The sequence below is a fragment of the Streptacidiphilus albus JL83 genome (assembly GCF_000744705.1).
Taxonomy (GTDB): Bacteria; Actinomycetota; Actinomycetes; order Streptomycetales; family Streptomycetaceae; genus Streptacidiphilus; species Streptacidiphilus albus.
Map to the genome: position 1 here is coordinate 9,751,849 of NZ_JQML01000001.1, position 19,613 is coordinate 9,771,461.

Genomic DNA, 19,613 nt, shown 5'->3' on the forward strand with positions numbered 1-19,613 from the left:
CGAGCCCTCACGGGCCGCCAGGGCGGCCGGTACGGCTCCTGCGGATCTCGACGAGGCCGGGCTGCCTTCGTGGCGGCGGTCACCCCCAGCCCAAGGCAGTTGGGCCAACGGCGAGGACGCCTGGACCCCCATTCGCGCCGTCCGTGCCGACGTGCCGCCGGCAGTCCCCAGCCTCCGGCCGACCTGACCGAGGCCGTCCGGACCTACGGGCTGCGGCGCTCGTTCGTGCAGAGTTACAACAGGTCTGCTCCGCCGTCACCAGACCCTGGTTGGCTACGTGTTCTCCTGCCGCTGGGAGAGCTGGTTCGCCCGGCCACCGGCACCAGAGCCCGCGGTCGACCCCTGGACCGCCCACCAAAGCCACCGCAAACGGAGACCGCCTGCTGTCGCGGCGGCTTCGGCGGGCCTGTCGCCCTGTGGAGGGGAGTTCGAGGCTTGAGTCGCGCGGGCGGTGCGCGACACGGTCCGGGAGCAGCCACGGCCGGCGTCGGTCGACGGCGCTCAACTGCCGTCAGGGCCGGGGCGATATCTGCCATGCTGGGGCCGATATGTTTGTATGAGCACGATGGTTGAACTGGAGATGTACGTGTACCGACGTCGTACCCGCACCGCCCGGGGGGCCCTGGTCGGAGCAGTGCTGGCCGGCACCCTCGCCTCGGTCCTGGCGACCGGGGCCCCGGCCGACGCGGCCGTGGTCAAGAAGCCCGCAGCCCCGGCGCCGACCCCGGCTCCCAACCTCACCGCGTTGCGCACGGCGCTGCAGGGTGTCGTCAACTCCGGTGCGCCGGGCGTCTTCGCCCAGGTGCAGGACGGATTCGGGAAGAAGAGCTACACCGTCAGCGTGGGCTCCGGCGACATCGCGACCAAGGCCGCGGTCAACCCGAGCGGCGAGTTCCGTGTCGGCAGCATCACCAAGGACTTCACTGCGGTGCTGGTCCTCCAGCTGGTCGCGCAGAAGAAGGTCAACCTCGACGCGGTGGCCAGCGAGTACCTCCCGGCCGGTCTGCTGCCGAAGGGCTCGCCGATCACCGTCCGGGAGCTGCTGAACCACACCAGCGGCCTCTACGACTACACCAACGACCTGCTGGTCGGCGACACAGTCACCGGATACGAGGGCTTCCGCTACAAGACCTACCAGCCGACCGCGCTGGTCGCGGACGCGGTCGGGCACGGCCAGCAGTTCACGCCCGGCAGCGAGTACAGCTACTCCAACACCAACTTCGTGGTTCTCGGCCTGCTGGTCGAGCACGTGACCGGGCTTCCCTACGCCACGGTGCTGAAGCAGCGCATCCTCACCCCGCTGCACCTGAACCACACCTACTTCGTGGTGCCGCAGGTCAGCATCCCGGGTACGCACTCCATCGGCTACCTGACCCAGGACGACGCCACCAAGCCGCTGTTTGACGCGACCAACCAGACCGCGTCCTGGCTCTGGACCGCCGGGGCGCTGATCTCCACCACGTCGGACCTCGACACCTACCTGCGCGCCCTCACCACCGGGCAGCTGCTCCCGGCGGCCGAGCTGGCCCAGATGGAGAACACCGAGTTCGTCAACTCGACCACCCGCTACGGCCTCGGCCTGCGCGAGTACGAACTCCCCTGCGGGGTCGACGTGTACGGCCACGACGGGATCATCGAGGGCTACCAGACCTACGCCTACTCCACCAAGAACGGCTCGCGTCAGGTCACCATCTCGGCGAACGCGTCCAACAACATGAACATCTACGCCGCCGAACTGCTGGCTCTCACGCCGGTGTTCTGCGGGACTCCGGCCACCCCCGCCGCGAAGAAGCTGGCAGTCGCCAACGCGGTGAAGGTCGCCAAGGAGGAGAACGCCGGTTAGCCGTACCCGGCACCGGCTGCCCGTCCGTTGCGGACGGGCAGCCGGTGCCGGTCGCCGTCAGCTCGCGGCGCCCGCCGAGCCGGTAGACCGGTGCCGCGAAGTGATGACGGCACCGGGCCGGAACTACGCCGGCGAGCACGAGTACCGAAGGACTCGGTCAGGGACCGGAGCCCAGCCTCTTTCGGATCGCGCTCCATCCCGACGGGCTGGCGGGGCGCAGCAGCAACGTCGCCGACTGGTCGCCCTACCTGCTGCGCAACCTTGAGCTGACCGCCGCGCGCACCGACGACGCCGCACTTCGGCGGCTGGCTGACGAGGCGCGGGCCTGGCCCGGACTGCCGCCCCACACCTCATGGTCCCTGCTCCCGGACGGCGATCCCGTCCAGCCGGTCGTCACGTGGAAGGCGACCACGGGAGGCCGCGAACTCGCCTTCTTCACGATGATGAGCACGTTCGGCACGCCTCTCGACACCACGCTCTTCGAGCTCACCGTCGAGATGTTCTTCCCGGCCGACGCGGCGACCAGGAAGGTACTCCAGGAGTGGGCCGGCACCGGAGCCTGAGCCGGCTCCGGAGGCCCCGCTGCCAGAGCACCCACCGCGTGGCGTCAGTTCGGCAGACAGCGACGAGGCCGCTTCGGGGGACCCGCCGACCGGGAAGGCGATAGCCCGCCCCAACCCCAGCCAGAAGCCCGGGACAGCAGGTCGGCAGGTCGGCAGGTCGGCCCCGCTGCGGCTGCCGACGGGCCGTGCACCGATCCGACCAGGGGCCAGCGCTAACCCTGCCCCAGGAAATCTCGCATGTCGGCCGCCACGGCTGTCATCTCCTCGCCGCCCTCGACGACGGTCGACACGGTCGCCTCCCACCCGTTGCCGAAAACGTCCGAGCGCAGGGTCCAGCCCAGGCAGACATACCCACCCGAGCCGAAAGTTGCCGTCACGACCAGGTGGTTGTTCGTCCAGACCCGCGTGCCCTCCCAACCGCGGAAGTCCCGCGCGAGGCCGTCGAAGAACTCACCCATGCTGTCCCAGACGGTGACGAATACGGAGTCGAGCAGGGCGTGCAGTCCGCCATCCATGACCTCGACACTGAAGGCGAGCTCGTACCCGTCGGACCGGGCCCAGTTGAACAAGCGGACGGAAGCAGCCGAGGAACCCCCAGCCGCCCGAACCACCAGCTCGACCTGCCCATCAACTACCTCAATCAGGCTCACCCCCGAAGCCTACGGGCGAGGCAAGGGCCAGTCACGACCCTGCCCTCGCCCAGCGCGAGAGCCGGTGGCACGACCGGTTGAACCGTCCGTTGCCGGATGGTTCCGGTAGGAACTGTTCATAAGAAGGCATTGGTAATGAAAGGGTAAGAGCTGTATATAATGCGCACCTTGGATGCTGTCGAGCGGCGCTGAGGGCCCGGTGTCGGGCATGGACGGGAGAGGCGGCGGCATGAGTGCGACGGTGAACGAGGACGCGTCCGGGACACCATGCGAGGCCTCGAACGAAGGCGCAACCCCGGCACGGGACCATTCACCTGAGACCGGCGGCGGCCGACGGCTGGGCTGGGTCGGGTACGCGTTGGTCGTCGTCGCCTATCTGGCCATCATCCAGGGGCTCGGCGCAGCCATCCACGTCGGCAACGGGGGATCCAAGAGTCAGTTTCCGACGACGGACTCGATGGTCCACAATGCGCTTATCCCCATCGGTGCCTCGATCGTGTTCGTCATCGCGGTGATCACCTGGCTCAGGTGGTGGCCCGATGTCTTCCGCTACCGTGCGCCCGTGCAGCGCTGGGTGCGCCTGGTACCGATCTCCATGCTCGTGGTGGCGGTCGCGGGAATCAACTACGGGCACCTCGCCCACCAGCAGACCTCACTGGTGCTGTGCCTGATCGTGCTCGGGATCTTCGTCGGGGTCGGCGAGGAGCTGATGTTCCGCGGCATCGGCGTCCAGGTCTTCCGCAAGGCCGGCATCAGCGAGACCAGGACTGCGCTCTTCTCCTCGATCATCTTCGGGCTGGTTCATGTCAGCAACGCGATCAGCGCCGGACCCCAGGCCATCCTCCAAGCCATGATCGTGGCGACCTCCGGCTTCTTCTTCTACCTGTGCCTGCGCGTCGGGGGAGTGATCCTGCTGCCGATGCTCGTCCACGGGTTGTGGGACACCAGCCTGATCTCCAACCTCGTCGGCCCCACGCCCGGCGTCTCGCTCGGCATGGTGCTGCTCATCCTGCTCCAGGTCGTCCTCATCGTCGTCCTGTTGGTCCGCCGCCACCGGATCAACCCCGCCAACCGGCTCCAGGCCACCCCGCAGTAGAAGGTCCAGACTGCGTTGGGCGGCTCAGCTCGATCCCCGGCCGACAGATGGGCGGCGGCGACGTTCCGCCGCCCACGTCAAGGAGCGCGAATCGTCGCTGACCCGCAGGACCGGTGCACCCGCAACTCGCCGTGGACGGGGCCGCCGCAACGCCGACCCGCGCCACCACCCAGTGCCCTGCCTTCAGGTATGGCTGACTTGTTGCCAACCACTGATCAGCGATTCCGGCTCGCGGTCGTCCTGCCAGTGATGTTGCCTCCGAGTCGCTCCACCCTCCGGATGCCCTGGTTCTCCGACGGGGCGAGTTCGGCGATGAAGTCCTCGTCCTCCTCGCTCTGGTCGTCGACGTCCTGCGGATCCTCGCTCCACAGCAGGTGCAGGTGCCTGTCACCGGCCACCTGCTGGAAGTCCGCAGTCGCCGTCTGGCACCACGTCTCTCCTTCCAGTGGCTCGTAGGCGCCCTCGGCAAGCCCGCTGCGGACGAAGAAGGACTGCCTTCGGCACGCGAGCGAGGCTCCTCCTCCACCTTTGGCCCGGTGGCTGCGCCGTGGGGTCGTCCCCGTGGACGAAGCCGGTCAGCGGGCGACGGAGACGGCGAAGGGCTGGAAGCCGTGCCTGCGCAGGATGTGGGGGACCAGCAGGATCATGGCCTCGGTGGCGCGGGCGGTCGTGATGCCGCCGAGGTCCTCGATCCAGGCGGATTGCCAGCCCAGGTCGCCGAGCAGGTCGACGACCGTCTTCTTGGCGTTCTCGTCGTTGCCGGAGAGGTAGGCGGTCGGCGGGGTGGCCAGGGACCCGGGGGCCGTCATGACCGTGAACAGCATGGTGTTGAGGGTCTTCACCACACGGGTGCCGGGCAGGGCGGCCTGGAGTTGTTCGGCGAGGCTGCTGCCCGGGTAGCACAACTCGCCGGGCAGTCCGTCGTCAGCGTCGCGAGTCGCGTTGGAGACGTCGACGAGGATCTTTCCGGTGAGCTGGGCGTGCAGGTCGGTGAGGCGTCCGAGGGCGGTGCGGCCGGGCGTCGCGTTGATCACGATGTCCGAGGTGCCGGCAGTGGTGCGCTGGTCGGCGAAGCGGATGCGGGGGTCGATTCCGGCGGCGCGGGCGGCGGTCTCCTCCTCCGGGCGCTGGTAGCTGAGGGTGACGTGGTGTCCGGTCGCGGCGAGCTTGCGGGCGAGGTTGCCGCCGACGCGGCCGGCGCCGAGGATTCCGATGCTGGTCATGCTGATGCTCCTTGGGTTCTCGTGCGGGATGAGCAGGTGCGGAGGGCCGGAATCCGGTCAGGCGATCGGGGACAGGACCTTCAGAGCGGCGCGGTGGATGCCGGGGGCGGCGGCCAGGAAGTTCCGGCCGGCCAGGCTCCACGGTTCGCCGTCCAGGTCGGTGACGACACCCCCGGCCTCGGCGACCAGGAGGGCGCCGGCGACCAGTCCGGAGCGCACGTCGGAGAACTGCCAGAACGCCTCCATGCGCCCGGCTGCGACGTGGATGAGTTGCAACGTGGCGGGGACCGAGACGCGTACGACGAGGCCGTTGACGAGCATGGCGGTGACCGAGTCGCCGATCCGGCGCAAGGTGCGCCCGTCCTCGCCGGGCCTGGCCTGGCCGGTGCCGATCAGGGCGGCTCCCAGGTCGGTCTTGGCGGACACGTTGAGGCGCCGTCCGTTGAGACGGGCGCCGCCTCCGGCGGTCGCGGTGTAGGTGTCGCCGGTCAGCGGCAGGTGGACGACGGTGAGGACGGGCCGGTTGTCCCGGACCAGCGTGGCGGTGACGGCCCAGTCCGGCATGGCGTGGACGTGGTTGATGTTGCCCTCGGCCGGGTCGACGACCCACCATTCCCCCTGCGGGAGCGCGCCGCCGGCCAACTCGTCCTCGGCCCACATCGATCCGGGCCGGGCCCGCAGCAGGGGTTCGCGCAGCACGGCCAGGACGGCGTCGTCGTTGGCGTGGATCTCCTCGACGACCTCGCTCAGCTCCACGCCCCGGGCGTGCTGGGTGTAGCGGTCGAGCAGCGTCGCGCCGGCGGCCGTCACCGCGGCGGCCACCTCGGGCATGAGCGTGGATTCAGCGGCGAAGGACATGGCTGAGGACATGGTCGGCTCCCTGGATCAGATCGATGCGGGGGGTTGTCCGCGCCCGCACCTCGACGGTAGGCAGGCTGACGATTAACAGCAAGTGCATGCTTTGCACTTGTAGAGTTACTGCCATGCAACTGGATTTGAACCTGCTCACGGCCCTGGATGCGCTGCTGGAAGAGGGCAGCGTGGCCGGTGCAGCGGCCCGCCTCCATGTCACCGCGCCGGCGATGAGCCGCTCACTGGGCCGCATCCGCAAGGCCACCGGAGACCAGATCCTGGTCCGCACCGGCCGCAGCATGGTCCCCACCGCGCACGCCCAGGCGATCCGGGCACAGGTCCACGACCTCGTCCAGCAGGCGCAGCAACTGCTGTCCCCGGAGCAGGACGTGGACCTGGCCACACTGGAGCGGGTGTTCACGGTGCGCTGGCACGACGCCCTCACGGCGGCCTGCGGCCCGGCCCTGATCACCGCCGTCCACCGTCAGGCCCCCGGCGTCCGGCTCCGCCTCCCCGCCGAGCCCGGATCGGACACCCCGGAACTGCGCCGGGGCGAGGTCGACCTCGAATCCAGCTCCACCCGGCCGACGCTGCCCGGTATCCGTTGCCGCCTCGTCGGCGAGGACAGGCTGGTCGTCGCCGTCCGACCCGGCCACCCGCTTGCCGACGGTCCTGTGAGCGCCGACCGTTACGCGGCCGCGGAACACGTCACCGTCTCGCGGCGCGGACGCCTGCGCGACCCGGTCGACGACGTGCTGGCCGGGCACGGCCTCGACCGCCGCGTGGTCGCCGCCGGCCTGACCACCGACACCGCGCTCCAACTCGCCCTCCACTCAGACCTGGTGGTGTCCCTGCCGGACGCGGTGACCCGCGCGGCCAGGGACCGACTGGGCCTGCTCACACTGCCACTGCCGGTGCAGATGCCCGCCATCCCGCTCCACCTGGTGTGGCACCAGCGGTACGACAACGACCACGCCCACACCTGGCTGCGCGAGCTGGCCACCCAGACCGTCCAGGCGCTCTTCCGGCCGTGAGAACCCCGACGCTGCCTCACTCCTGCGGATTGAGCGTCCAACGCCTCCCCTTGGGCCCTTGCCCGGCCGGTCGGCCGGTCAGCGGGTCAGCGGGTCTTCGCGGGCTTGGGCAGGTGTCCGGTGAGCACTGTTCGGCGTTGGCGCGACCGGTGCCGGCGAAACGCAAGGCGCAGGACGAGGGACCACAGGGTCAGCGCGAGTCCGAGGGTTCCTGCTGCGAGAAGGGCGAGTGACTCGATCCAGTCGTCCCCGCCGCCCACCGGGTCGACGGTGTTCGGCGCTCCTGCGCCCCGGTGTCCACGGCGGGGAGGCGGGTGCCGACGGTCACCTCGGAGTCTGCGCCGTCGTCCTTGACGTCCCGTTTGGCGGTGCCGGCAGCGGTCGGGGTGAAGGTGTCGACCCAGTCGCAGGTCCTGGCGCAGTTGTTGCCCGTCGCTGTCCAGGTGCCTCGGGTGCCGTGGCCTTCGTGCGCGGCCCAGGCAGGTGCGATGTCGACTCCGCCGAGAACGAAGCACAGGATGCAGCCGAGGAGCGCGGTGACGGCTGCGCCGAGGTGGTCGCCGAAGGAGTACGGGCTGGATGCAGCGGGTGCTGCCGAAGGCCGCCTGCGTCTGCGCTTCCGGCCCATCGCTTCTGCCTGCACCTTCTGGGGCACCGAACGGCCGGCACGAGCGAGCCGACTGGGCATCATGACACAGCCGCTCACGGCGACAGCGCCGTCGCGAAGGGCTGGTCCGTCCGTCGGGTTGGTCAGGTGGAGGCGAGCATGACGGCGAGGACCAGGAAGGCCAGGCTGACGGTGATGCCGTAGGTGAGGGTGCCGAGGGTGCTCAGGGCCGACCGCCACCACGGCAGCGTTCCGGTGTCCAGGATCCGGCGGGTACGTCGGGTGATACGGGGGGCGGGTGTCTCGGGGTTCCTCGCCTGGCGTTTGAGCGCTGTCTTCACGAAGGGGTGGTCGTGGGGGTCGGTCAGGCCGAGCCTGACGCCGTGGCGGTCTTTGACGACCAGGACCTCGACAGGCGCTTTGCACCACTGGGGGATGCGGAAGCTGGAGACGCGTCTGATCTGGTGCAGGTCGATGGTGCGTTCGCCGGTGGAGGTCCGGGCTGTGATCCGGCCGGCGGCGGTGTGCCGGATCGGTCCGGTGGCCTTGCAGCGCGCGGGGAAGGCGGCGGCGAGTAGCCCGGCGAAGATCGACACCGGGCCGATCAGAACCGGAGGGTTCGGGTCGGGCCGCACGATGAGCGCGATCCCGAACTCGGCCGCCAGCAGCCCGACCGCCCACGCGGCCCCGCTGCGGCGCGAACGCCGAAGTGCCACCTCAGCCGGTATGCCCTGGTCTTCCATGCCGCGTGAGCCTAGCGAAGTGACAAGCCGCCCTCCGCATCGGGGGGACGGAACGGGCAGGAGCACCGACGGTGGAGCGGACCCGCCCGTGGCCGCCTAGGATCGTGGTCATGCCACAGAGCACGGGGCAGGACGGTCAGTCCGCAGGAGCGATGTACGAGCGCGGATGGGGGCTGGTCTGGCACAGTCCCCGTTCGGACGAGGCCGGCCGGCTGGTGCTGGACAACCCGGTGCGTCAAGGGCTGGACCTGGTGCGCCGAGCAGCGGAACTGGGCCATCGCGAGGCCCTCGACGACTACGCCGACTTCCTCTGGCACCGGCTGCGCCACGACGCGCGCACCGACCTCGCCGAGGAGTGCGTCGCCTGGCTCCGGGACCTGCCTGACCGTCAGCCGGAGCTCCGGGCCCCGGCGTGGTTCTGGCTGGCCGAGTTCGCCTTCGCCATGGGCGACCCGACGGGCGCGCGTCGGCTCTACCACGCCGCGGCCGATCGGGGCGACCAACGAGCCCGTACCCACCTGGACGAACTGCTCGCCGATGGCCGACCGGCCTGCTTCGCTCCGGACGCGTTCACGCAGGAGAGGTAGCTGGGCCTGGGCGCAGGAGAGGACACGAGCGCAGTTCTTCGACGTCCACAGCAGAGTCGAGAAGTGGGTGGTGCGGAGGGCGTTGGCCGGGGCGGGGGAGAACTGCAGGGCCCGGCTCGCAGGCGGACCCAGGTCGCCCATCGGTGCCTCGCCGTTGTCCCAGAGCGCGTCCGAACCGCCCTTGGCCTGCGGGTACCAGCGCATGACCAGGTGGTTCCAGGGGCCACCCCGGATGTGCCAGCAGGTGACCGACACACAGGTCTACCGCTCGCGGGGAGCCCCGGTCCAGCCGCGCAGCCTCACATCCGGGCTCTCAGTACGTCGACCTCACAGCCCGGCGCGAACGGGTCGAAGCCGTGCTCGATCAGCCAGCGAACTGCCAGCAGGCTCCGCAACGACCACCACGCGTGGATCACGTCGAGGTCGATGGCGGTGCCGTAGCCGGCGATGACGTCTCCGAGATGTTCCTCGTGTCCGAGCGTGAAGGTGGCGAGGTCGTACAGGGCGTCGCCCTGGCCCGCCTCGGACCAGTCGATGATGCCGGTGACCTCGTCGCCGTCGACGAAGACGTGTGCGATCTGCAGGTCGCCGTGTGTGAACGCCGGAGTCCACGGCCGGAGCGCGGCCTCCGCGACCTGGCGGTTGCGGGTGACCAGGTCAGCGGGCAGGACACCGTTCGTCACGAGCAGGGCGCACTCGTCGTCGAGTTCCGCCGCCAGCGCGACGGTGCTCCGCCCGGCCCGGCCCAGGCGGGGCGGCAGCGGTGCTTCGTGCAGCTTCCGGATCGCGGCGCCCGCTGCGGCCCAGGCCGCCGGCGACCCGGTCGACGGCCCGCCGAGGCGCCCAAGCGTCGTACCCGGGAGCGCGGCGATCGCGAGCACCGGCGGCTTGCGCCACAGGACCTTCGGGGTGGGGACCGGCGCCAGGGACATCGCCTCGACCTCGACGTCGATGCGCGCCTGATCGGCGTCCACCTTCAGGAACACGTCACCGACGCACAGAGTCGCGCGCTCGGAATGGGCGACGACGATTTTGACCTCATCCATGGGCGACCAGTATCCCGGGGACGAACGCCGACGTCGCCCGGTTTGTCACCTGCGATTGCGCGGCTGACCACGTCCCGCTTCCCGGTGGCCTCCTGTGTCTCCGAGCGCCGTCGTCGTCACCCCGGACGCCTGCGCGTTCCGGACCGGGCGGCGCTCGCGGGCCGATCTGCAGGGGATCTGTGATTTCCACTCCGATCGGAAGTCCGTGATGCCGCCCCGGAGCGTTGTCGGAGTCGGGGTAGCGTGCTGCGGTGACCGAGCTCTACTTCGTTGACCTGGCTTTCGTGAACTTCCGGGACCATCCGTTCCCCGAGGGAGGCGGCCACAGCTGTCGCTGGATCGACTTGAAGTCCTTTCGCTTCGCGCAAGGCAGTCGGGATGTCGACTTGCTGGTCGCTGTCGTTGCCCACGAGCAGTTCCGTGATGACTACGCAGGAGGTGGCGTCGATCGCGGCGGTACTCGCCACGGCCCCTACTGGCTCCGCACCGTCAGCTCCAACGCCTACCAACCAGTCACGCACACAGAGGCTGCGCAGGTGCTGAGGCGGTGGGCGAACCAGCACGGTGACCTTCCGGACTCGCTGGAGACCGCACTCGAAGCCTCACTCTTCACGACGGTGACCTCGGCCAGTCGTCTCTACCGTCTCCGGGACCTGGGCACTGCCGCCTTCCATGATTGGGGCGGGATTCACATCGACTTCCACGAGTTCGTCGCCATCGACGACGATCGGCAGACCCTGACTCTCCTCGTCGCGGCCGACGACTGATCAGGTGACCGTCCGACAACTCAAGGAGGTGTGAGGATGCGGATCCGGAGGAGCCGGAACGAGACCCTGCCGAACATGTCCGCATGAGCATCTCGGCCCTGTTGACGTGGCCCTCGACCCTTCCGGAGCTCCATTCCAGAGTGCGGGGCGAGGGAGGCCGGCAGCGACCTGAGCCGGGACGGACCCCGGTTTCAGCAGGTGTTCGGAACTACGCCGGCTTGCCCTCTTCGTCCATGACCGGGCAGAAGGGATGCCCAGCGGGATCAGTGAGGACCCGCCACCACTTGCCCTCTCCCGGCTGGTGATCAGGCTTGCGTGCGCCCAGCGCCAGCAACTGGGCCTCGGCCTCGTCGAAGTCCGGCACCACGAAGTCGAGGTGGAACTGCTGCGGAACTGTCTGGTCGGGCCATTGGGGGCGCCCGGTACTGCGGCTACCGCGCCGTCCGTACCCTCGGCCGGCAACCGGGTGACACCGCGATCACCTCGAATCCCGGCCCTGCGCCGGTCACCTCCGCGCCGTACTCGGCAACCGTGATCCTCCCGCGGCGCGCCGACTGACGGCCTCAGGCACGCACCGCACGGCAGCGATGCCCGCCTCGGTGTTGCGACGTTGCGGCCGGGGTCGGGGCGCTGCTCCGTGGTCGTGGCGTCACGGCTCGACACGAGAAAATCTATCGTGGCTGGAGTAGACATTCGTGGATCCATGCGGTTAGGGTTTCTCTCGTAGCCAAGGAAGTCAGTGGGGCGCGGCAGACACGAACTGCCGCGCGAGGTGTACGGAACGGCAGGGGAGTCACGGGGCCGATGTCTTCGTCGGTGGTCCCGGGGCTGGCTGCCGGGCCGGGCGGCCCAGGGCCGCAGTAGTACGCATGTGCTGGAAGCAGTATCCGTAGGGCCCCTTATGTCGCATGACAACGATCAACGGAAAGGAGCGCCATCGGGACCGCCCGCACGGCCCTCCGGGTCGGGCAGGCACTGGACGCCGACTGAAGGACCGCAGGTCCCAGGTCACGCAGCGGCGAGTCCCGCACCCCTCTCAATCCCCCGTGTTGAGGTGCGGACAGGTAGGGCCGGTGAAGGTTTGCCGGTTGATGGTGTGTCTTATCCCCATTGGGGCCCTGGAGCCGGTAGGCGCCAGGGCCCCTCGACGCGTGTTCCAAGACAACGAGGTGACGTGGTACCGAACGCACTCGAAGAAGCCCTACGGCTCAACGAAGAGCTCCGGGCAGTGCGGCAGGATCAGGGGCCACGTCCCTAGCCAGACTGGCACTGCATCATGACCTGACCCGGTCGAGAAGCCACGGAAGCCAGCGGATCCCGGCCGCTGGACCGCTGGCTTTGCGAGGAACCGCCCAGAGGGTGAGGGCAGCCGGACCGCGTCGCGTCCGGCTGACCGACGTGGACCTCGACCGCTATGCCCGAGCCTGGTTGGGGGCCATCGCCAAGGAGCGCCGCAAGCTCGAACGTCCCACGCGTGCAGGCGATCCCTGGAAACTTGCCCTCTTCCCCAGTCATGACTCATTTCGCCCGTCGGTGGGCTTGTCCCAGATGAGCGAATAGCGCCACAGCAGATGGCGACGGAAGTGGCAGCCGGGCAGCAGTCGCTTCGCCTCTTCGTGAACCTCGCCCCAGGCCATGGTCGGCATCCGGACGGGCATGCCGTCCGGGTCGGTCTTGCCCCCGTGGCGGCGGGCGTTGAACCGCGCGGCCGGGACTCCCGCGCCGCTGATGATCCAGTCCTGCGGCGTCCGGTTGCGGGCCAAGCCGATGATCACCAGACGTCCGCCAGGCGCGAGCAGTTGAATCATGGCCTCGACCGCCCGTTCGAACTCGACGTGATGAACTACCGCCACGGCGCAGACGAAGTCATATGCACCTGCGGCAAGCGGACCGCACGAAGCTCCGCCGAGGAAGTCCGCCTCCAGGAAGGTCACTCCGCTCAGACCTGCGCTGCGTTCACGGGCCAGCCGGATCATCTCGCCGGAGCTGTCCACACCGGTCACTGACTGGGCTTGCCGGGCCAGCTTGCGCACCAGCAGTCCCTCGCCGCATCCCACGTCCAATGCTGTACGGCAACCGTCCGGCACGGCGTCCAGCACGAGCGGGTGGTAGTGAACGTTGTGGTTCCAGTAGCCCGAGGTCATCGCTCCACCGTATGTCGTACAGCGTCGGCGTCGGTTTCGAGGGCGACGGTCCGAAAGTCGGATGCAACCCGTCGCGGAGCTCAGGCGTATAGGTCTCGAATGCACAACTCGTCCTGGACATCAGTGAAATGAGGATCATGAAGCTGGCACGCACCACCGGACTCGCCGTCGCCATGGCGGCCGCCGCTGCGGCTGCTTTCGCCCTGCCGGCGACGGCCGACGCATCCACGATGCGCCCCGATGGCTTTCCGTTCCCGTACCCGTGCGGTGTGAACACGTCGGACTTCAAGTACGCCCCCGGCACCACCTATGGCTCGGGTACCGCGGACTGCGTGGGGAACTACGCGTACGAGTTGGTCAATCAGGGCGACGGCAATCTCGTCATCTACTCGGACGTCAACGGCGCCAATCCCACCCAGGCGATCTGGGCAAGCAACACCGACGTGGGCGCCGCCGCGTACGACGTCATGCAGACCGACGGGAACTTCGTCGTCTACCGGCAGAGCAACCAGACACCGCTGTGGTCCACGAAGACGAACGGGCACTCCGGCGCCTACCTGTGCTTCCAGCTCGACGGTAATCTGGTTGTCTACGCGGCCGGTGGCAACTGCTCGGGCACGGCCCTGTGGTCCAGCCGGACCTGACGGGACCAACGCTGCGGCCCCGGTCGTAGACGGCCTGTTGCCGGGGCTGTCGGCTGGGGACCGCAGTGCTCCGGGCGGGGCGCATTCCGACGTGGGTGCGGCGCGGTGCGGTGCGGTGCGGTGCGTTGCGTTGCGGTTCGGTGAGGGCGGCGTTTACGGCGGCACGGATACATCAAGTGCGGTCCCTCCCGCCGAAGCCGAAGCCGAAGGCGGGGCCGGGGCTGGCGACTTCCGCGCCGTCCTGGCCGTCGTGGTCGGCAGCCCCTGTGCGCCTCGTAGCGATGGTCGTCGTCGCCGACCGGCTCGGGCTGCGTCGGTGCAATCGGAGCGGTGACTGTCACCCGACGCGTGAGCCCGGTTGCGCGGTCGGCCTCGTGACAGGCGGGCTGGTGCTGATGGAACCCGACTCGCCACAACGGCGGGTCCTCCGGACCCGCCGTGTGGCTCAGGCGCGGCAGCAACCGTGATGCTCGGACGGCATCACAGGCGCCGGAACAGGTCTTGGACGCCGGCACCGGCGCCGGCGCAGGCTGAAAGCGAACCCGAAACGAGAGGAACAACGTCATGAGGGTCTTTGTCACCGGCGGCTCCGGCTACATCGGCAAGGCGACCATCGGCGCGCTGACACGGCACGGCCACAGCGTGCGCGCCCTGGCCCGCAACGAGCACGCTGCCCGGACCGTACGGACGCACGGGGCGGATCCGGTCACGGGCAGCCTGGCTGACCTGGACGTGCTCAATGAGGCGGCAGCGCAGGCCGAAGCCGTCATTCACCTCGCCCAGGCGGCCACCGGCGCGGAGGATCTCGCCGCCGCCGACGCGATGCAGGACGGTATCGGCGCCGGCCCCTATGTGCACACCGGCGGTACCTGGGTCTACGGCGACACCGACGGCGTCGTCGACGAGGACGCCCCGTGGAATCCACCGGCCCTCGTCGCCTGGCGCCGCCCCGTCGAGGATGCCGTCCTCGCCCGCGCCGCGCGCGGAGGTCGTCCTGTCGTGGTCCGGCCCGGCCTGCTGTACGGCGGCGAGAACCGGCTCATCGATGCCTTCTTCACCCGTCCGGGCATGGTGGCGGGCGTCATCGCCTACATCGGAGACGGTTCGCAGCACTGGGCTCTGGTCCACGTCGACGACCTCGCGGAACTGTACGTGGCCGCGCTGCGGGCCCGGCCCGGCGCCGTCTACGCCGGCGTCGGGGGAGTCGATCCCACGGCCCGGGAGTGCGCTGAAGCCATCAGCCGGGGAGCGGGTCTCGGCGGCAAGACCGTCTCCATCACTCTGGAGGAGGCACGCGCGGCCATGGGCGCCGTCGCCGACGCCTTCGCCCTGGACCAGCAGTTCACTCCGGCCCGCGCGCGCGATCAGCTCGGCTGGACCCCGACGCACACCGACCCCCTGTCCCTCCTCGCCCAGGGCTGAACCGCGCCCCCGGTGGCCGTTCCCCTCGCCGACCGGGCGAGCTTCCGCCGGGAGCGGCACCCCACGGGATCCCATGGGGTATCACGGGGGGTACGGACACCGATCAGGACAGGACGGGACACGGCAACGGTATGGACATCGACCTGCGCAAACTGCGGTACTTCGCGGCGGTCGCCGAGGAACTGCACTTCGGCCGCGCCGCCGAGCGACTGCACATCGCCCAGCCGGCCCTCTCCCGCCAAGTGCGCGCGTTGGAAAGCGACCTGGGCGTTACTCTCTTGCGCCGCGACCGCAGGGGCACCGTCCTCACGCCCGCCGGAGCCCAGCTCCTCGACGACGTGGGCCCGCTCCTCTCGGCGGCCGAGGCCGTGGTCCGCCGGGTCACCGCCGCAGCCGCCGCCGCACGGGTCTTCACCGTCGGCTTCATGCCCGGCATCACCGTCACCCCCGGCGTGCGGGCGCTCACCGCCCGCCATCCCGGACTCGACGTGCGGCTGCTGCGCACCGGCTGGGAGGACCAGGTCGAGGTCCTGCGCGACGGACGGGCCGACGTCAGCATCGTGCGTCTGCCGATCGATCAGAAGGGGCTGCGCGTACTGCCACTGTTCAGCGAACCGCGCGTCGTGGTGCTGCCGACGGACCATCCGTTGGCCGACAAGCCGGCCCTCACCGTCGCCGACCTCGCGGGCGAGCACCTCCTCCAGGACCCGGACGCCGTACCGGAGTGGCGCGACATCGCGCAGGAACTGCGCACCGGCGAACGCTCCGACATTCCCCCTATCCACAGCGTCGAGGAAAAGCTCGAACTGGTTGCCGTCGGCGCGGGCATCTGCGTGATCCCGCTGTCCACCGCGACCTTCTACACACGCGCCGACGTCGTTGCCCGGCCGGTCGAGGGCCTCGGCCCGGGGCAGGTCTGCCTGGCCTGGTCCGCCACCCGCGATTCCGGGCTCATCCGCGAATTCGCCGACATGGCACAAGCCCTGGCACCACCGCCCACCGCATCATGATTGCCCACCCGACACGGACGTGCCGCCATCGCCGCCCGCTGAGGGGCGGCGGGTGGGGTGCTCCGGCCGGCAACGGCGAGACTGATCCCGCCCGTCACCCCGGACTCATCGTTCGGCGCCGAGCCCCTGGACGCGGTTGAGGTGGGTGTGCACGAGGTGCTGCAACGAGTCCTCCGCCGGGACGGAGAAGCTGCTGGATGAAGAGGGTCTGCCAGTAGCTCACTCGAGTCATGCTCCGAACCGGCTGCCGGTGGTCTGCCGGTGGTTCAGTAAGATCCACTGCATGCCTTGGATACGACGGCGTGCTCGCGACGCCGAACCGCCTTCGGACCGTCTGCCCGACCTTGAGTTCCTCGCCCTGGTGAAGGCGAGCCTTGAGGAGCATGCACCTGGTGTGACACAGGGCGCGGAGCTCAAGGGCAGTTCACTGATCAGCCCGAGCGGGTGGGTGGTGGCCGTGGCCCCGCCCCATCACGGAGGCGGCCACCACTACGACCTCGTCGCGTTGCCTGACGTGAGCCTCCAGCCGGACGTGCCCTGCTTCCTGGACTGCGTCGTGGCGATGGCCGAGGACCCCCGCAGGGCGGCCGACAGCTGGGTGCAGACGACCGGGGCCTGCCTGCTTGAGCTCCTCGACCGGCGCGAGCGCTTCGCGGACCATGCCGGCCCCGACGACAGGCGCGGCGTCCCCGGCTGGCACTCGATCACCTCCGGCGCAGTCGGCCTGGGGCTCGACGCCGCCGAGAGCCGTCGCCTGCAGACCGCACTGGTCGACGCGAACGTGCTCCACCGCATCGCGGGCACCTTTACCGCGGACCTGGAATCGCCGTTCTTCAACGGGGTCAAGGTCTTCTACGGCGGGAGCCCGGGCGCGATGCAGGCCGAGGTCCGGGTCAATGGAGAACGTCACGAAGCCGCCTCTGCCGCGATGGCGGCGCTGAAACTCCCCGAACCCACAGCGTTCACCACCGTTCGCTACTACGCGCTCCTGCTGCCGGTGCCGACGGGCGGCGGGGAGCCGGGCTATCCGTCCACTCGCCTCGACCTCGTCGACACCCCTCACACCCACGATGCGGCTTGTGGCTGCGGCGGGCACCTGGACCCGGAGCACCCCGGCTTCGATTTTCCCCTGCCCCACCTGGTCGCCGAACTCTCCGAGGAGGAACGCGCCAAGCGCGTCAAGGTCGACACGGGAGCGATCATGATCACGGATGGAGTCGGCAACTTCCTCAAGGTGCGCCTCCCCGTCCGACTCGACGACGGACGCACCGTGGTCTACCTCGCCTGGGTCTACCTTCAAGCCGAGGTGATCGACGAATTCACCGCGAGGGTCCGCAACGAGACCCTGACCGGCTACCGCTTCGAGGGCCTGTTGTGCAATGCCGTGGGTCCCTGGGGCGAGGAACTGCTGCGCGCGCCGGTCGTCCTCGGGGGCCAGCAATCCAACGGGGACGGATCGATCCGCCGCAGCGAGGTGATCGCATCCAGCCACCCGCTACTGGGCAAGGTCCTGCGGGAGCCCTGGCCATCGGAGTTCGTGCTCGGCGATCGCGATCCTCGCCTGCGCACGGGCTGACTGGCTGCGTCACTCAACGCGGGAGTCGTTCCGACGTGACTTCGGCAGCCAGCCAGTCAGCTAGCCACAACAACGGCTGACCTGGGCGCTCGCCGAAGGTCCCGGCCGGCGCTGGCGCTGGGGCGGTGCAGAGGTCGGTGGGCGGGGCCGACGGAACCGGGTAACGTCTTTGTGGTATTTCTTCCAGGCGCCGATTCACGAGTGAGAGCGTGATGGGCCCCTGCCGGCGTCCTTTCGACGTCGCTGCCCGTCCCCCCACCGATGAATCCGTAGACCACTTCACATCATTACCGGGAGAGCCCGTGACCGACAGCAAGAACATCAACAACCCCGTGGGTATGGGCGGCGGCCAGCGGAAGAGGCTGTCCCGCGCCGAACGGCAGAACAATGGTCCGCACCGCAATCTCGACCGCCAGGGTGCGGCCGACCAGAAGGCGGAGCTGTTGCGCAAGATGCGCGAGAAGGCAGGCACGGCTGAGGGCACCGGGCAGGCGGGCGACGACACTGCACAGAGCTGACGCACCGCCGCCGAAGGGCGACACTGCACGGGGCGGGCCCTGCTGCCGTACCGGGCGCGGCCAGCCCCGCCCGCCTTCTCGGCCGACCATCCGGGGCAGCTACAGATTCGGCGGCCGGCGGCACGGCGCGGGGCGGAGCCGGGAGCAAAGCGGCAGCTGAATTGTCCCCGCCCAGCCATGTGGACGCCACTCTCAACCAGGGCGACACCGGGCGGCCCGGAGTCGCCGAGCAAATGCTCGCCGATGCCGGTCTGGAATACGTCGACCGGGGAACCGCGAAAGTCGTCAACGAGTGGCCGGACCTGGACCTGGCCGTGCGGGCGCTCGCGTCGGCGGGGCCGTCCTGGCCCGCCCTGCAGGAGGCCGGCCACGAGCGATTCGCCGACGCGGTGCGCGAGGCGGTCCGCCCCCTCTACGCCGATGGTCTCGGTGTCCGGATCGTCTCCGAGTTCGGCTGGATCGTGGGGAGGGTTGCAGGCGAGTGAAACGGCGCACGACCCGGCCGAGCCGCGTCGAACGCCCGAGGCTCCGGGGAGGGCTCGGGCACAAGCCGCAGAGTGTGCGACTCGATTGAGCGACGGCTCAAGGCGTGGGTCATTGCCTCGTGCGGGGGTCGGGCTGTCGGTCTCGGCTTCGGGAGGTCATGGAGCTCCGCCCCGCCGTGAGGCGTGCGCCGGCGCGGACCGGGGGCACCAGGTGGGCGCGCCGGTGATCGCGGGCCATCGCGCCCGGGCGGACCCGACGAGGGTGAACACCATCGCGAGCGCGGCAGTGGGGCTGCCCACACCCCGGATGACCGTGAGTCAACGTGGGGAGTGCGTGTGCTCGGCAGTCCGCGGCTCGGTCGAGGTCAGTTCATCGATCAGGACGCGGACGCGGAGCTGGATGGCGTCGCGGATGGGTCGGACGGCCTCGATGCCCTGGCCGGCGGGGTCGGCGAGCTGCCAGTCGAGATAGCGCTTGCCGGGGAAGACCGGGCAGGCGTCGCCGCAGCCCATGGTGATGACCACATCGCTGGACTGCACTGCTTCGGTGGTCAGGACCTTGGGGGTCTCGGCGGACAGGTCGATGCCGACTTCGCGCATCGCCTCCACCACGGCGGGGTTGACCCGGTCGGCGGGCACGGAGCCGGCGGAGCGGGCCTGGACGCGGCCTGCGGCGAGGTGGGTCAGGAAGGCGGCGGCCATCTGGGACCGGCCGGCGTTGTGAACGCAGACGAACAGCACGGACGGGACAGCGGGCGTGCTCACGGCGAGTGGTTTCCCTCGGGGTCGGTCGGGATCGGTCG

Annotated in this window: 20 protein-coding genes and 3 pseudogenes; 12 read left to right on the forward strand and 11 right to left on the reverse strand. The window is 69.7% G+C overall.

Translation table 11 applies throughout. From position 1 onward, the window contains the following. Positions 1-556: 556 nt before the first annotated feature. Together BS75_RS42325 and BS75_RS49750 are read left to right on the forward strand one after the other, a co-directional pair. Positions 557-1,843, forward strand: coding sequence for a serine hydrolase domain-containing protein (locus tag BS75_RS42325; protein ID WP_081983142.1), 1,287 nt, complete (start codon positions 557-559; stop codon positions 1,841-1,843). Between the two features lie 170 nt (positions 1,844-2,013). After that, a pseudogene (locus tag BS75_RS49750) lies at positions 2,014-2,406 on the forward strand (MmyB family transcriptional regulator); the annotation flags it as partial. Between the two features lie 212 nt (positions 2,407-2,618). Here BS75_RS49750 and BS75_RS42335 read toward each other — a convergent pair. Next, on the reverse strand, positions 2,619-3,056 hold the full coding sequence (locus BS75_RS42335; protein WP_034092019.1) for a DUF6228 family protein: 438 nt from the start codon (positions 3,054-3,056) through the stop codon (positions 2,619-2,621). A 229-nt stretch (positions 3,057-3,285) separates the two neighbouring features. On the opposite strand from BS75_RS42335, the gene BS75_RS42340 reads away from it, so the two are divergent. Then, positions 3,286-4,152 (forward strand): CPBP family intramembrane glutamic endopeptidase, encoded by an 867-nt coding sequence (locus BS75_RS42340; protein ID WP_081983143.1) that lies wholly within the window; start codon positions 3,286-3,288, stop codon positions 4,150-4,152. A gap of 215 nt (positions 4,153-4,367) precedes the next feature. On the opposite strand, the gene BS75_RS42345 is transcribed toward BS75_RS42340, so the two are convergent. The 3 genes from BS75_RS42345 to BS75_RS42355 all read right to left on the reverse strand — a co-directional run bounded on the left by BS75_RS42345 (position 4,368) and on the right by BS75_RS42355 (position 6,245). Further along, positions 4,368-4,550, reverse strand: a complete 183-nt coding sequence (locus BS75_RS42345) for a hypothetical protein (protein WP_034092020.1) — start codon at positions 4,548-4,550, stop codon at positions 4,368-4,370. 177 nt (positions 4,551-4,727) lie between these two features. Further along, complete coding sequence (locus tag BS75_RS42350) at positions 4,728-5,375, reverse strand: NADPH-dependent F420 reductase (protein WP_034092021.1); 648 nt, start codon at positions 5,373-5,375, stop codon at positions 4,728-4,730. Positions 5,376-5,432: 57 nt separating this feature from the next. Beyond that, complete coding sequence (locus BS75_RS42355) at positions 5,433-6,245, reverse strand: inositol monophosphatase family protein (RefSeq protein ID WP_034092022.1); 813 nt, start codon at positions 6,243-6,245, stop codon at positions 5,433-5,435. Between the two features lie 113 nt (positions 6,246-6,358). Here BS75_RS42355 and BS75_RS42360 point away from each other — a divergent pair, with 113 nt between their 5' ends. Further along, a complete protein-coding gene (locus BS75_RS42360; RefSeq protein ID WP_034092023.1) occupies positions 6,359-7,261 on the forward strand; it encodes a LysR family transcriptional regulator in 903 nt (300 codons plus the stop codon). Positions 7,262-7,451: 190 nt separating this feature from the next. Here BS75_RS42360 and BS75_RS42365 read toward each other — a convergent pair whose 3' ends face one another. Further along, positions 7,452-7,889 carry a hypothetical protein gene (locus BS75_RS42365; RefSeq protein ID WP_034092024.1) on the reverse strand — a complete coding sequence of 146 codons (438 nt, stop codon included), beginning with the start codon at positions 7,887-7,889 and terminating at the stop codon, positions 7,452-7,454. Between the two features lie 122 nt (positions 7,890-8,011). After that, a complete protein-coding gene (locus BS75_RS42370) occupies positions 8,012-8,584 on the reverse strand; it encodes a hypothetical protein (protein WP_034092025.1) in 573 nt (190 codons plus the stop codon). A 137-nt stretch (positions 8,585-8,721) separates the two neighbouring features. Here BS75_RS42370 and BS75_RS42375 point away from each other — a divergent pair, with 137 nt between their 5' ends. Continuing rightward, a complete protein-coding gene (locus tag BS75_RS42375) occupies positions 8,722-9,198 on the forward strand; it encodes a hypothetical protein (protein ID WP_152645968.1) in 477 nt (158 codons plus the stop codon). Positions 9,199-9,497: 299 nt separating this feature from the next. On the opposite strand, the gene BS75_RS42380 is transcribed toward BS75_RS42375, so the two are convergent. After that, the gene (locus BS75_RS42380) at positions 9,498-10,244 is read right to left on the reverse strand and encodes a phosphotransferase family protein (RefSeq protein WP_034092027.1); all 747 of its coding nucleotides are present in this window, start codon (positions 10,242-10,244) and stop codon (positions 9,498-9,500) included. A 251-nt stretch (positions 10,245-10,495) separates the two neighbouring features. Between BS75_RS42380 and BS75_RS42385 the strand changes: the two genes are divergently transcribed. Then, positions 10,496-11,011 carry a hypothetical protein gene (locus BS75_RS42385; protein ID WP_034092028.1) on the forward strand — a complete coding sequence of 172 codons (516 nt, stop codon included), beginning with the start codon at positions 10,496-10,498 and terminating at the stop codon, positions 11,009-11,011. A gap of 208 nt (positions 11,012-11,219) precedes the next feature. Here the strand turns inward: BS75_RS42385 and BS75_RS43755 are convergent. After that, positions 11,220-11,426, reverse strand: a pseudogene (locus BS75_RS43755) (VOC family protein); the annotation flags it as partial. Positions 11,427-12,522: 1,096 nt separating this feature from the next. Then, complete coding sequence (locus BS75_RS42395; protein WP_034092029.1) at positions 12,523-13,155, reverse strand: class I SAM-dependent methyltransferase; 633 nt, start codon at positions 13,153-13,155, stop codon at positions 12,523-12,525. A gap of 137 nt (positions 13,156-13,292) precedes the next feature. Between BS75_RS42395 and BS75_RS42400 the strand changes: the two genes are divergently transcribed. The 6 genes from BS75_RS42400 (at position 13,293) to BS75_RS42425 (ending at position 18,810) form a co-directional block, all read left to right on the forward strand. After that, positions 13,293-13,799, forward strand: a complete 507-nt coding sequence (locus BS75_RS42400; RefSeq protein WP_052070473.1) for a hypothetical protein — start codon at positions 13,293-13,295, stop codon at positions 13,797-13,799. Between the two features lie 564 nt (positions 13,800-14,363). Further along, entirely contained in the window at positions 14,364-15,221 is an 858-nt protein-coding gene (locus tag BS75_RS42405; protein ID WP_034092030.1) for an NAD-dependent epimerase/dehydratase family protein, read from the forward strand. 131 nt (positions 15,222-15,352) lie between these two features. Further along, positions 15,353-16,231 carry a LysR family transcriptional regulator gene (locus BS75_RS42410; RefSeq protein ID WP_034092031.1) on the forward strand — a complete coding sequence of 293 codons (879 nt, stop codon included), beginning with the start codon at positions 15,353-15,355 and terminating at the stop codon, positions 16,229-16,231. A gap of 283 nt (positions 16,232-16,514) precedes the next feature. After that, positions 16,515-17,807, forward strand: a complete 1,293-nt coding sequence (locus tag BS75_RS42415) for a DUF6348 family protein (protein WP_152645967.1) — start codon at positions 16,515-16,517, stop codon at positions 17,805-17,807. A 302-nt stretch (positions 17,808-18,109) separates the two neighbouring features. Then, positions 18,110-18,325, forward strand: coding sequence for a DUF6243 family protein (locus BS75_RS42420; protein WP_034092033.1), 216 nt, complete (start codon positions 18,110-18,112; stop codon positions 18,323-18,325). Between the two features lie 179 nt (positions 18,326-18,504). Beyond that, the gene (locus BS75_RS42425; protein ID WP_034092034.1) at positions 18,505-18,810 is read left to right on the forward strand and encodes a hypothetical protein; all 306 of its coding nucleotides are present in this window, start codon (positions 18,505-18,507) and stop codon (positions 18,808-18,810) included. Positions 18,811-18,919: 109 nt separating this feature from the next. Here BS75_RS42425 and BS75_RS52455 read toward each other — a convergent pair. Continuing rightward, positions 18,920-19,122, reverse strand: a pseudogene (locus tag BS75_RS52455) (hypothetical protein); the annotation flags it as partial. Between the two features lie 6 nt (positions 19,123-19,128). Then, complete coding sequence (locus tag BS75_RS42430; RefSeq protein WP_034092035.1) at positions 19,129-19,575, reverse strand: arsenate reductase ArsC; 447 nt, start codon at positions 19,573-19,575, stop codon at positions 19,129-19,131. Positions 19,576-19,613: the final 38 nt, after the last annotated feature.

What these genes read in the sequence shown, in the direction of transcription:
- BS75_RS42415 (WP_152645967.1), top strand. Translation starts at nt 16,515, where the DNA reads ATGCCTTGGATACGACGGCGTGCTCGCGACGCCGAACCGCCTTCGGAC.
- BS75_RS42360 (WP_034092023.1), top strand. Translation starts at nt 6,359, where the DNA reads ATGCAACTGGATTTGAACCTGCTCACGGCCCTGGATGCGCTGCTGGAA.
- BS75_RS42350 (WP_034092021.1), bottom strand. Translation starts at nt 5,375, where the DNA reads ATGACCAGCATCGGAATCCTCGGCGCCGGCCGCGTCGGCGGCAACCTC.
- BS75_RS42355 (WP_034092022.1), bottom strand. Translation starts at nt 6,245, where the DNA reads ATGTCCTCAGCCATGTCCTTCGCCGCTGAATCCACGCTCATGCCCGAG.
- BS75_RS42400 (WP_052070473.1), top strand. Translation starts at nt 13,293, where the DNA reads ATGAAGCTGGCACGCACCACCGGACTCGCCGTCGCCATGGCGGCCGCC.
- BS75_RS42340 (WP_081983143.1), top strand. Translation starts at nt 3,286, where the DNA reads ATGAGTGCGACGGTGAACGAGGACGCGTCCGGGACACCATGCGAGGCC.
- BS75_RS42375 (WP_152645968.1), top strand. Translation starts at nt 8,722, where the DNA reads ATGCCACAGAGCACGGGGCAGGACGGTCAGTCCGCAGGAGCGATGTAC.
- BS75_RS42365 (WP_034092024.1), bottom strand. Translation starts at nt 7,889, where the DNA reads ATGGGCCGGAAGCGCAGACGCAGGCGGCCTTCGGCAGCACCCGCTGCA.
- BS75_RS42410 (WP_034092031.1), top strand. Translation starts at nt 15,353, where the DNA reads ATGGACATCGACCTGCGCAAACTGCGGTACTTCGCGGCGGTCGCCGAG.
- BS75_RS42325 (WP_081983142.1), top strand. Translation starts at nt 557, where the DNA reads ATGAGCACGATGGTTGAACTGGAGATGTACGTGTACCGACGTCGTACC.
- BS75_RS42405 (WP_034092030.1), top strand. Translation starts at nt 14,364, where the DNA reads ATGAGGGTCTTTGTCACCGGCGGCTCCGGCTACATCGGCAAGGCGACC.
- BS75_RS42395 (WP_034092029.1), bottom strand. Translation starts at nt 13,155, where the DNA reads ATGACCTCGGGCTACTGGAACCACAACGTTCACTACCACCCGCTCGTG.
- BS75_RS42380 (WP_034092027.1), bottom strand. Translation starts at nt 10,244, where the DNA reads ATGGATGAGGTCAAAATCGTCGTCGCCCATTCCGAGCGCGCGACTCTG.